Origin of the sequence: Tumidithrix helvetica PCC 7403 (genome assembly GCF_965232925.1) — a bacterium.
GTDB classification, from domain to species: Bacteria; Cyanobacteriota; Cyanobacteriia; order Pseudanabaenales; family Pseudanabaenaceae; genus Tumidithrix; species Tumidithrix helvetica.
Genome location: NZ_CBDDRA010000001.1, coordinates 231,110 through 243,848, shown reverse-complemented (window position 1 = coordinate 243,848; position 12,739 = coordinate 231,110). Strand labels below are relative to the sequence as shown.

Here is a 12,739-nt window from a genome sequence, read left to right as displayed (position 1 = left end):
GATAGGTACTTNCCTGAGAATAGCGATCGCTAAATTCCACATCAATTTCCAGCGCTTTGAGGTAGTTCGCTTTTGCCTCTTCCCATTGCCGCAACGCTTGAGCGACTGATCCCAAACCTATATAAGTTACTGACTGAGAATAGCGATCGCCAAATTCCACATTAATTTCCAGCGCTTTGAGATAGTTCTGTTTCGCTTCATCCCATTGCCGCAACTCTTGCGCGACTATACCCAACTGGTGATAGGTGCTTGCTTGAACTAATCCGTTTTGCCTTTTGTCTAAAGACTGAATATATTTTAGGATTTGCAGATTTTTCTCATAACTTCCTTTTGCGCTATCGAATTGCTTAGTATACAGATAGCCATATGCGAGCAAATCAAGTACACAAAAATTTTCATATTCTAATTCACCTTCAATAAGCTCTGAGGGATACTTTTCTAAAGCTTGATTTACTGATTCAGCGATTTTTAATCCACTTTCGACATCGCTGACAACTCTAAAATATTTAGCAAGGCAGAAGTAAATGCTGATGCTTTCTTGCTTCTCAATGGAGATTTGTAGTGCCGAGTAGAGATTTTCGTATTCCAGACGGCAAAAGGAAGTGCCTAGTTGTTTTTCCTGCGGGGTTTTGGACTCCATCAAATTGTTGTAATAACCTGCCAAGCCGAGATAGTGATTTTTAAAACCTTCGCTTAGCGCTTCGCGGGTTGTAGCTTCTACTCCACTTAGTCGAACTTGCAAAAAGTAGGGAAACACTGGTTGAATCGTTAACAATCGATCGCCTTCAGCCATTGGAGAAAGCAATCCCCAATTCATCGCTTCTTGAATCGCATCATCAAAATTCGTAAAATCGTAATCTTGAAAGGGTTCTAACTTCTGCAACTCTGCCGCATATGAATGAATCACATCACGACGGATAAATCCACTAAAAGGCGCGAGGCAAAGCAGTAACTTTTGGGCTGACTCCGAGAGATTGCTATGGGAATATTCCACGCATTTGAGAATGCTCGAAGTCTTATCCTCACCATCCTTATCGCTGCCTTTGTCCAGATCGATATCCGCCGCTTGCAATGCCGTTAAAATCTGTTTCGGCGTTTGTCGCTTTAGATTTGCCAGCACCACCTCCATCGCCAAGGGATACCCCGCCAGCACCTTCATTAACCGCTTAAAATCCTCATCTGCCCGTACTGACTCGATCCGTTCTGGGGCGACATGCTGCTCTAAAATCCGATCCGCCAAGAGCGTTCTCGCTTCTAAATCTAGACCCTGTAAGCCGTAGATATTGCTCTTAAACACATCCTTCAGCCATTCCTCCCCACTGCGCGAGCCCAGTACCACCTTGGTTTTACCGCCCACCAACTGCCGCAAAAAGTCGCGCAATTTTTTCTGCTCCGACTCGTTCAGCGTATTCGCGATCGCCAACTGTTGCCCCGTCACCGACTCCAGATTGTCCAGCATCAACACGTAGTTCTCAGATTTCAGCTTTTGCCCCAGCTTTGCCAACTGCGCCACCAAATTCATCGCGGCAAACTTGGCTTGCTCGAACCTGTCATAGACCTGCTTGCCAATCTCAAAAATAATTTGCTCCAGCGTCCACGCCTTCTCGTCATAGCCGAAATAAAACGCATCCTTGGCGAAATTTGTCGTAACCCACCACTGGCGTAAATAGTTGAGCAGCGTCGTCTTACCCGTGCCGCCCATACCCCGCAACAGCAACGCATTTGACTTCAGCAACGCCTTCTCGATTTTGAGAATTTCTAGATCTCGTCCCACAAAGCCATAGTTGGGTGGCTCAAACCGATAGAGACTGCCCAGCCGTTCGTAATATTGCTCCTCCTCCGCAGGGGTAAATTCGCATAAATTTAGATCGACGGCATCGCTGGCATAGACTACGGGCAGCAGCCTATCTTCTAAGGTAATTGCCGTATTAAAATATCCCCGTCGCTGCTTATCGTGAAACAGTTCTTGCCTCCCCATACGCACGGCGCGATAGAAATCCCGATTAGCAAACAACTCCTCATAGAGCCGCCGCATGAACAACTTCGCTGCCACCGTTGTCACCGAGTAGCCCATCGCTACGACCGCCTGCATTCCCGCCGCCATCAACTGACTGCCCAGACTGGTTTCGTTAGCACATTCGGTGGTACAGCTCAACTGCTTCGCCGACTGACAAGCATTGAGAATGCAGACAGGAATCTGCTTCCCTGTCAGCAACCCCGCCAAATCCGTCGCCTCCACGGGCACAGCCTGTCCCTTTTTGTCGCCATCAAAAAATAAAAACGCCTTACTCCCCGCATATTCAACCAAATCGCCCAAGCCATAGCCGCGCTGATAGAGATAGCGATTGCGCTTCAGCCCCATTTTGTAATCGGCGTAGGTCAGCAATGCCCCATGTCCGTCAAAATGTAGAATGTGATAGTAACCCGCACCCCGCTCTGTCAAACGCTCCACCAAAGCTTTGTACGTGGCGGGACGCAAAATCTCCACATTTATCCGCAATTGTGCCGAATCAACCAGTTCCACCAACGTGCGCGAAATCGTGCGATAGCCAACATCATCCTCTTCGTCGGGACGCGCCACGACCAGCAGTACATTCACCACAGGCGAGGGTTTCACCTGTGCGGGCATCGTAGTGGGGCGCGTATATTTCCGCACGAGCCCACAGTCCACCGCAAACGGACGCGGCAACTCAGGATCGCAGAGTGCCTCCCAGTGCCAAGCCTGAAACTCTGGCGATGCGCCAATAATCTCAATTTGCAAATTCATCAGATTGGACAGCAGGCGATCGTAGGCATTGTAGGCCTTGCGATCGCGAAACACCTGCTCGAACAAACTCACGCCATACTCGCGCACGCTCTCTGCTGCCGACTGCGCCCTGACCAAATCTACCAAGGGCATTCGCAGCCATTCCTCAAAATACCAACCCAGATCGGCTTCTTTCTGAGGCTCCGCCGCAAAGGGTGCGAGAATCGCGATCGCATCGCCATAATCCTGCCCGTCAATACTCAGGGTTACAGTAAAGCCATCTTCAATTTGCTCTTTTTCCCGAATCTGAATGACAGACATAGCACCACTACAATATTTCTGCTTTCAGTTTAACCGACCGTCGGATCTGACATGGAATGCCCTAAAAAACGCCGGTTCGGGATAAGAAAACCTGAAACGCCTTATGCATCCCACGGATCCCCCCCAGCCCCCCTTGAAAAAAGGGGGGAGAACTCACTTGTCCCCTTTTGCAAGGGGGATGCCCTATCGGGCAGGGGGAGCAAACCCCTCGGTTCCAGCAAGTTGGCTTGCTTTGTTCCGAAGTCCTTAACCCGAATTCACCTTAAGATCCAAATAAGCTTCAAATATCACTAGGAAATCTAGTTGGTCATATTACTGATAATCGCTGGCGTGAAGTGTTTCTGCTTACTGTCGGGATAGCGCCGAAAGCAGATCATTTACTTGATACCATTTTCAAAAAGTGATGCAACACATCTTTTTGAAAAGACCGCGCTCCGCGCGGAACACAAAACCCGATCTGTCGCAATTTCAAGAGAAATTGGTATGACTTAATGAAAGAGAAGATCAAGCGTATATGGGCGAAAGAAGAGAAAATACAGCTCTTTTTACAGTGGATAGATAAGAAATCCCAAGAAGAGAGATCAAGATTGGTAAACTTTCCGCACAAGCTTTACACTCTTCGTGAATATTACTTTACTCGCATTCTTGCTTGATCGCGCTTTTGACGGAGAGCTTGAACTTGCTAGAGAATTTGAACGTGAACGCAACATTGCCAGCAAACAAGTGGTCAAATGTGCAGCCCAATTCACTTCTTCTCTCGACCAAACCTTTATACTTGAAAGTACATTCGCTCAGAAATGCAAACAGAATCCACACCATGCTGCCACATTAGGACATGATAGGCGAGCGAAGCCAAAATTACCCAACAAACCTCCGATTTTTTGTACTGGACTTGCTCCAATCTGAAATCGCTAGTCCCAGCAATCATCTTCAATATTTTTGCTGGGCATCGTAGCATTACATAGATTTGCGCGATCGAGCTTCGCTTCAGCGAGATTCGCAGACGATAGATCGGCTCCTTCAAAGTCAGATCCTTCAAGGTTGGCTTCTCTAAAGTTGGTATCGCTAAAATCAGCTCCTTTAAGGGTGGCATCGCAGAGATTTGCGACAAAAAAATCGGCTTCTTTTAGATTTGCGTTACTGAGGTTAGCATCTCTAAGATTGGCAAAACTGAGGTTACTTCCACTGAGATTGGCTTCGATTAGTACTGCACCCATCAGATTTGCGTTACTGAGGTTGGCACCACTGAGGTTAGCGCCAGTGAGGTTAGCTTTATATAGATTCGCGCGACTGAGATTCGCTTTAAATAAGTTGGCTGCAATCAGATTGGCTCCGATCAGATTGGTCTTATGGAGATTGGCTCCGATCAGATTGGTCTGGTTGAGATTAGCGCCGATCAGATTGGCTTTACTGAGATTGGCGACAAAAGCACTAAACCTTTCGCCCTCTTTACCATCTGTTTCCAACCATTGCTTATGCTTGTCCAACTTTTGTTGGAGATCTTGGATGTCCATAAGTAAGTATCCCACTAGCGCACTAAGACTATCTTTTCATCCCAACCGCAAAAAATTGCGTAGAGTTTTATATATTACAAACCTAACACCAATTAGATACTCGCCCCTTACACAGTTTTCGCGACACATTTTTAGATCTCATTAAAACTGCTTATCATCAGTAAATCCAAGGAATCAACTTTTTAACTGCAGAACGATAGTTGACATAATCGGGAAATTTTTCAGTAAGCCAAACTTCTTCTTTGTTTGCCTTCGCATCAAAAAATAACAGCAAAGCGATCGCGCCCAGACCATGCACGACACTCATTTGCCAACTGGCATAGGTTAACGCCAAAAAGACAACGCTGCTGTATAAAGGATGCCTGACCATAGCATAGATACCCGTTTGCACGAGTTGTCCATCCTCTCTAGGATGCGGTAACGGTGTCAGATTTTGCCCTAGATCGAAAAGCGATCGCCCTAGCAAAAGTATTGCCCAAAGCCCAAACGCTGTCGTCAAGCTCCAACTGGTATATTGCCAAACAGGTGCGTCATCAACGATGCTCGGTCGGTAAGTGGGTAAGACCGCGAAAACGATGAATAAAATTATCTGAGCAATTACCCAATATTCACCGCGCGAACCACGCCACCAATCACCCGTAAAGCCCATATCTGATAGTAGTTTCATAGGTCATCCATTAGAATAAGCCTTTCATTCTTTATGCTACCAATAACACCCGCCCAATCGCTATCAAGAAAATACTAATACCAATTTCTCTTGAATTTGCGACAGATCGGATTTTGTGTTCCGCGCAGAGCGCGGTCTTTTTGAAAAGATGCGTTGCATCATTTTTTGAAAATGGTATAACCAAAGGGATCTGGGACAGGCCGCACCCCCATTTGCCGATCTATTAGCATCCCCCACCACGCCAAAACAGCAGAAGGGGCAATTCATGAATTGCCCCTTCTGCTGTTTGCTCTGCCTTTCTTTAATGCCAAATTCTGCGCCAGAAGGGAATTTCTTGGGTGACGGGTGAGATATTCATCTTGCGGCGAATTTCCCAGAGATTCCATCCTGTCAGCTTGACCAAGGTCTGGGCTTCTTGCTCGAAACGTGCGGGTAAAGCCTGCTTATATTGCTTCCCTGCTTCGCAAGCAGCCGCTCCTTCAAAGGGGTGGCGCAGAATATAGCGACCTTGAAAGAATTCGTTATTAGAAGTTTCCTTAAAAATTAGATCCTCAGGAAACTTGTCTCTAGAATAGCGAACGTGAAGGCGGGTAATAAATACGCGATCGGAAGTTTGCTGCGGTCTTCTCGATCGAAAAGTGGGAACTCCATTGTTAGCACTTGGGGTGTCAAGCCAAAACACACCAGCTTTTTTCAATTCCTCCTGTGAAAGAGGCTCAGCCGAGCAGGGATCGCAGCTTGACATGTCCCAAGCATATTCCATAAAAGCAACTTTCCGATCTTCGCGATTGTAGGCGGTTTTGAACATTGCCTTGTAAAAATCGGGAAACTTTTGTTTTACGTAAACTGGAATCTCGGCATCCGAAGGAACCTTAACTGTGCGGTAATTAATCACCTCTGCCTGACCTTTGGGCGAGAGAATGTAAACCAGTAAGTCCTGATCGCCTGAAGCGTTCACCATCCCCAAACGAATTGGCAGCATAAACTTAGGCGACTCATATGCCATCATCAAGGGTCGCAGGTACTGTAGTCCCGTTTTTTGTTGTTCGCCCAGATTTACCTTGGCTACAAAGAATTTCATATTTTGGCGAATGTAGGGTTGCAACAGTTCGCTCGCCCCTGGGGGAATGCGATAGCCATTTTCACTCAGCCAAGTTTCCAATCCGTCAGACTCCTTCGCACCGAGGATAAGAATGTCATATTCCCCAACTGTGAACTGCGCCTCTACCGTTACGCCTAATTCTTGCAGTCTTAGTCTAGCTCCTCCTGAGTCCATGGAGGCTTGTGTGGGTTTATTTTTAGATTCGAGATCGTAAAAATATTGGGCACAGGGATCGGAATCGAAATATTCCACCAATCGAGGGGCACTAAAGGCATCCAGTCGCTCGATAATCTTGCGATCGCCAATATGTACCTGCTCTTTTTCTAACAGAACAGGTACGGGCACAACGAGGGCAAAATCCTTGAGTTCGCCCTGATAGTCGTTTGCCATCGTTAGAATCGTGCGCTTGTCATCGCGGGCAATGACGACTTGCGAGGCTTTGTTATAGAGCGAGGCATCGGCTTTAGCCACGTAAAAGCCGCAAAAGGCAAAGGCTGCGATCGGAGAACCAAAGAGTAAGAGACAGACCAGAGCAAAGCTGAGCAGAATTCGCAGTAATTTCATAGCCGAGCTGATGAGTTTCGTGCTTAAGTATAGCCCTCCACTTTCGATCGGACAGTCGCTGTTGCATTTTTGGTAACACACCTAAAACTGAGTGCGATCGCCAACTCAATCGGGAATCGAAACTTAGGATCTCAAAGTGTCGAGCGAATCCAGTTATTTGCTGCTGAACTCTCTAGCGGTTTGGAAATGTAGTAACCCTGTACAGATTGGTTGCCCATTTGGGTAAAACACTCAAGTTGTTCGGCTGTTTCCACGCCTTCTGCCACGATGCCAATGCCCATACCGTTAGCCAGTCGTAAGATTGTCTGAACGATGCGCTGGGTTTTTTCATCTTTCGTGAGTTCTTTAATGAAGGCGCGATCTATCTTAAGCACATCAATGGGAAGATTTTGCAAGTAACTAAAAGAAGAATACCCCGTACCAAAGTCATCAATATAAACTTCTATACCATTGTTACGCAGGCTTTCTAGCTTTAACCGTGATGCCTCTAGATTTTCCATCAACACTGTTTCCGTAATTTCGATCTTCAAGCAGTTAGACTGAACGCCTGTATCTTGGAGAACTTGTATGACTCGATCGATAAAATCATCTTGACTGACCTGTAAAGGCGAAACATTGACACTGACATAGAGAGGGGATGCTGTGGGAAATTCCTCCTGCCATCGCCGCAGTTGGTGGCAGGCTTCATAGAGCACCCACTTGCCAATGGGAATGATTAAACCCGTTTCTTCGGCAATACCAAGAAATTCGAGGGGCGAGACAAAACCACGAGATGGGTGAGACCAGCGTAAAAGCGCTTCAAACCCTATGGTTTGATTATTCACCACAGATACGATGGGTTGATAGTGTAGTTGAAATTCCTGCCGTTCTACGGCTTTTCTTAAATCCTCTTCTAACTGCAATCGCGTCAAGGCACCCAAGCGCATATCTGGATGGAAGATGGAGTATTGACCGCGATTCCATTTTTTGGCATGATACATGGCAAGATCGGCATCTCGTAGGATTTCTTCCGCAGAGGTATAGCTTGTGTTGTGAAAGACAACACCAATGCTTGCAGAGGAAAACACAATGCGATCGTCAAGGCTATATGGTAACTTAAGTTCCGCCATAATTGCTTCAACAACTTGCCTTGCCGTACTGCTCTCGGCTTCTTCTAAAAGAATGACAAATTCATCGCCACTAAAACGAGAAACAACGTCACCAGCTCGTAAGCAACGTAGCAAGCGTTCTGAAATCATCACTAGCAGGCGATCGCCAAGGGAATAACCAAGACTATCATTCACAGATTTAAAGCGATCGCAATCGAGAAAGAGAATCGCAAAGGAAGAGGATGTCCCACTCTCTACACTAGCCATAATATTGCTAAGGCATTCCATAAAGCCTGCACGATTGGGCAATCCAGTCAAAGTATCATGGAGTGTGGTGTGTAAAAGCCGAGTTTCAGCATTTTGACGCTCTTGTAAGACTGTCTGAAAGGTCTCAAGCAGAGATACTTGGTGAATGTCGATCGCAAATCGAATAGCTAGTCGTTCTAAAAACTCTAGTTCCCATGGTTGCCACTTGCGTACAGCCGAGCATTGATGTACGATCACTAACCCCCACAGGCTTTTGCCCTTAGGAATCGCGACAACGGCAGTAGATCGAACCTGAATGTTCTTTAAAGACTCGGCAAAACTAGATTTGAGTTGGGTGTTTTGGATGTCATCAATCGATTTGCTCAAGCCATTTTGATAAGCTTTTAACCAATCTAAATCATAATATATGGGTGGAAGTGGTTGTCCTAAAAGCGACCATTGTTCTGATGCAACAGATTCAAACGAGATAAGTTCGCTCCAGCCAGGGGTAAAACGGTAGACAATCACTTGATCGGCTTTAAATATTTGCCGAACTCCCAGTGCGGCGATTTCAAGCGACTCCACTACATCCATAGACTGTCGCATCTGGCTCGATAGTACTGCTAAGAGGGTATCGATATCAGGGGACTCTTGAGATGGTGGAGCGATATTTGCATGGAGGGTATGGAGGAGATCGGCTTTTTCTTGCTGTAGGGTTTCCACCTGTTGTTCTAGCGCCTGAATAATATGGATAGTACGATTGAACTGTTCGGAGAGGCGATCGCAACTGCGTTTCATGGCATACAAAGATTCTTGAAACTGAGTTGATAGATTGGGACTCTCCCTTATTTTTTGAATATGCTCAAGCACCATGTTGAGATGGTTATAGAATCCTTCATTCATTATCAATCCCCCAGCTACTCATAGTTATTTTGCAAAAATCTCTTATTCCTACAGATCCCCGACCCATATTCTTGATGTCCATAAGCCCCTATAATCCCAAGACCTTCTATTGAGTAACGAAGTCATCAAGGTGAGAAGCATATAATATATGTTTTCTAGTTTATCGTCAGAATAAAAATCCACACATAAATGTGTAACTCATAGACATTAAAGAGAACAGTTAGGCAAGTCAAACAACAGTGTTAGAATTTCTTGTTTTTCGCGATTGATTATGTTTTTTGGTGATTTTTAAGTAATTATATGGCAGATTTCTTGCAATATATCTCTCTATATTGCTTTAACTACGATTCTCATAAAGATTGTGAAAGTTCTATATAAAAAATACCTTTATTTTAGGAAAGATTTTGACTAGTTCTAGCTAACGCAAATCTAATTGAAATTGGGATGAAAATGAAACGAGCGATTTAAGGCTCGATCTGCCAAAGCCCGCTTCCCAAATTGAGAATTTGCATTAAGGTGCGATCGGATACAGCGCCAGATTGCATACAAACCGTGCGGAAGCAAACGCTTCCATCTTCCAGTAACACGGAATGATTTTGTGGCATCGATCTGACTTTCGAGATCGTTCCCAAACTGGTGGGGGTTTGCCAAGTAATTCTGAGTGCCAGGCCCTTTTTAGTAAGTCGATCTAAGTATTCATAGCGATCTTTTTTAAAGCTTGGCACGCCCGTATGATTAACAATCTTACCGTCGGTAATCATGGCATTTGGTTTTGTCCCATCCTTTAAAATGTAGGCAACTTCGATGGGATTTTGTCCGTATAAACTATTCCGAAATAGAACGCATCCCTGCTTAAATCCCTCAGGCAAACTATGAAAGGCGGGAGTAGGGTAGCCTCGCCCCACAGGTAGTTTGAACTGTTCCCATAAGGCACAACTCTCAGAACTGGTGTCGGGGAGACTGGCAGTGCAGCCTGCGCGATCGAATTTTTCGAATAGTTGAAACAACTCTTTAGCAGGTTGACCAGTACCAAGGTGTGTTGGGTGCGTCAAACCTCTGGGAAAGAAATAAGGATTCATCACAGGTTGCTGAGTTTCGAAGGTTTGGACGATTTGGGCAATTCCCAAACTATGTCCCTGTCGGATAATGACTAAGTTGTCATCCGTAACGATCCGACCATTAGATATTTTTCCCAGCCTAAAGTCTAAATAACTACCACCATCCCCAGAACCATCCGCACCACTGCCCCCAAAAACAATACAAACTTGGTTCTTTACGGTTGAGGGGTAGATGGCAAGGTATTCCTCCCACCCAACCCAGCTACCTAGGAAATTTGCAACGGCTGGGTCAATTTGCGACCAGGTTTGCATAAAAGTACTGAGCTGTAGCCTTTGACTGGGCGATCGGCGATCTCGAAATGGTGGTGACGTCCTCCTGAGATCTACAGTTAGTCTCTGTAGTTCTTCATCAGTGGGTAAACGGCGAACCTCTGCCCAGATTGGTAAGGTCTGAACATCTAACCACACTAAGGCTGTAATTAAGGCTATAAGAAATTTCTTCATAGGTTTATAGCGCTTCTTAATTGTTTGCGTATGGACTTCAAGCCTGTGCAGGTATGATGCCTATACGACAAATTAATACAACTCATCTAGGATTGCTATACCGACTTTAAGAGGGAAAAACGATAGCGATTTTCATGTCAGAGGCAATAAAAAGTCGTTCTAAATTACTTTTCAGTAAGGTTTGAACTGCGCTTAGAGCGTGCTTGAGAAGTTCTTACCCCCCTTAATCCCCCTTTGCAAGGGGGATTAAGGGGGGTAAAAGTAGAAATTTATACGAGATACTGGACTTCTCAAACACGCTCTTAGTCAACAGAAAACCGCTATGCTTTCTTGGGGAATTTACTTATAGTGATGCCACACATTTTAGAGAACGAATCTCCATGACATCGGAGATGTAACAGGTTCCACCAAATTTATTTAGAATGGGTCTAATATGCTCCACTACGGGCTTAAGAAGTTCAGGCATACAAAAGGCAATGATGTAAACGTTCTCGCCCATCAACGTGTCTAAATCTTCCGTCGCTTCTCCTCGCAGTCCCTTGCCAGTCACATTGTGAATTACAGCATGACCGTGAACGCCTGACTGATCTAAACCATCTAAGATTTTATTGGTTTCAAAGGAATTGGCAATAATTTCTATTTTTTTGACAAGATGCATATAGTTATCTCCAGAATAATTCAATTCCATATAAATAGAGTGGGATTCCTACAATAATGTTGAATGGGAAAGTTACTGCTAAAGCAGTTGAAATATATAGACTCGGATTTGCCTCGGGAACAGTCATCCGCATTGCCGCTGGTACAGCAATATAAGAAGCACTGGCACATAAAACCGCAAACAAAAGGGCATTTCCCTGCGGCATCCCAATCAACTTAGCAATCAACAATCCAATGGCTGCATTCAGAATTGGAATCAAGATCGCAAAGGAGATCAGAAAAACACCTGTTTTTTGCAAGTCCTTAATTCTTTTTGCTGCTACCAAACCCATATCCAACAGAAAGAAGGTGAGAACGCCGTAAAACATTCCCTGGGTAAATGGTTCCAAAACTTTCCAGCCATGTTCACCAGTCAAAACGCCGATCAAAAGGCTACCAACTAGGAGAAAAACCGAACTGTTCAGAAAAGCCTCTCTCAACACCTCAGACCAAGCAAACTCCTTCTTTTCGCCTTTCTCTGTCGTAAATACACTTACAAGAATTAAACCGATAATAATTGCGGGTGATTCCATCAGAGCTAGCGCCGCTACCATATAGCCATCAAAGGCAATACCAAGCTCAGAGAGAAAAGCACTCGCTGTGATAAAGGTAACAGCGCTAATCGAGCCATAGGTTGCCGCGATCGCAGCCGCATCATAGGAATCTAGCTTGATCCTCAGAATAAAAAAGGTGTAAATTGGCACAAACACGGACATCAACATTGCCGCAAAAAGCGTGAGGACAACTTCCTGCGTGATGCCACTTTTGATCAGTTCTACACCGCCTTTAAATCCGATCGCAAACAGGAGATAAAGCGAGAGAAGTTTGGGGATGGGGACGGGAATTTCAAGATCGGACTTAACAAAAACAGCGCTCATTCCTAAAAAGAAAAACAGAATAGCGGGGTTTAGAATGTTGGATACAATTAAACTGGCATCCATGTCCACTCCTCCTCATATAGCAAGACCTGAAAATTTATAGAAATTCGCATCATAAAAAAAAGCAACGGCTGCAACATGATGTATCGCGTATCGCTACCTAATGTCAATGAATCCTCAAGCATTGTAAAGATCGGGCAATGATGCAACGTTCTGTCAAAAAAATTTTGAGGGTTTTTACCCCCTCAAAAAAACAAATAACGTCAGTTCGGGATAAGAAAACCTGAAACGCTATACATCCCAAGGATCCTCCCTAGCCCCCCTTGAAAAAAGGGGGGAGAATTCACTTGTCCCCCTTTTTCAAGGGGGATGCCCGATAGGGCAGGGGGATCAAACCTCTCGGTTCCAGCAAGTCGGCTTGATTTGTTCCGAAATCTTTAACCCGAACTCAG

9 protein-coding genes are annotated in these 12,739 nt (G+C 45.2%); 1 reads left to right on the top strand and 8 read right to left on the bottom strand.

Annotated features, from left to right (window positions below; genetic code table 11):
- Positions 1–12: 12 nt before the first annotated feature.
- Positions 13–2,767, bottom strand: a 2,755-nt coding sequence (locus ACP2WE_RS01025; protein ID WP_425213888.1) for a CHAT domain-containing tetratricopeptide repeat protein, incomplete at its 3' end; no start/stop codon positions are given.
- A 921-nt stretch (positions 2,768–3,688) separates the two neighbouring features.
- On the opposite strand from ACP2WE_RS01025, the gene ACP2WE_RS01020 reads away from it, so the two are divergent.
- Positions 3,689–3,973, top strand: coding sequence for a hypothetical protein (locus ACP2WE_RS01020; protein WP_425213746.1), 285 nt, complete (start codon positions 3,689–3,691; stop codon positions 3,971–3,973).
- Between the two features lie 5 nt (positions 3,974–3,978).
- Here ACP2WE_RS01020 and ACP2WE_RS01015 read toward each other — a convergent pair whose 3' ends face one another.
- The 7 genes from ACP2WE_RS01015 to ACP2WE_RS00985 form a co-directional block, all read right to left on the bottom strand.
- Positions 3,979–4,581 carry a pentapeptide repeat-containing protein gene (locus ACP2WE_RS01015; protein ID WP_425213745.1) on the bottom strand — a complete coding sequence of 201 codons (603 nt, stop codon included), beginning with the start codon at positions 4,579–4,581 and terminating at the stop codon, positions 3,979–3,981.
- Positions 4,582–4,738: 157 nt separating this feature from the next.
- Positions 4,739–5,248, bottom strand: a complete 510-nt coding sequence (locus ACP2WE_RS01010) for a methyltransferase family protein (RefSeq protein ID WP_425213744.1) — start codon at positions 5,246–5,248, stop codon at positions 4,739–4,741.
- 301 nt (positions 5,249–5,549) lie between these two features.
- The gene (locus tag ACP2WE_RS01005; RefSeq protein WP_425213743.1) at positions 5,550–6,914 is read right to left on the bottom strand and encodes a DUF2330 domain-containing protein; all 1,365 of its coding nucleotides are present in this window, start codon (positions 6,912–6,914) and stop codon (positions 5,550–5,552) included.
- A gap of 131 nt (positions 6,915–7,045) precedes the next feature.
- The gene (locus ACP2WE_RS01000) at positions 7,046–9,151 is read right to left on the bottom strand and encodes a bifunctional diguanylate cyclase/phosphodiesterase (protein ID WP_425213742.1); all 2,106 of its coding nucleotides are present in this window, start codon (positions 9,149–9,151) and stop codon (positions 7,046–7,048) included.
- Positions 9,152–9,615: 464 nt separating this feature from the next.
- On the bottom strand, positions 9,616–10,713 hold the full coding sequence (locus ACP2WE_RS00995) for a hypothetical protein (RefSeq protein WP_425213741.1): 1,098 nt from the start codon (positions 10,711–10,713) through the stop codon (positions 9,616–9,618).
- Between the two features lie 343 nt (positions 10,714–11,056).
- Positions 11,057–11,371: a P-II family nitrogen regulator gene (locus ACP2WE_RS00990; RefSeq protein ID WP_425213740.1), complete on the bottom strand. Its 315-nt coding sequence runs from the start codon at positions 11,369–11,371 to the stop codon at positions 11,057–11,059.
- A gap of 4 nt (positions 11,372–11,375) precedes the next feature.
- On the bottom strand, positions 11,376–12,350 hold the full coding sequence (locus ACP2WE_RS00985; protein ID WP_425213739.1) for a sodium-dependent bicarbonate transport family permease: 975 nt from the start codon (positions 12,348–12,350) through the stop codon (positions 11,376–11,378).
- Positions 12,351–12,739 lie beyond the last annotated feature (389 nt).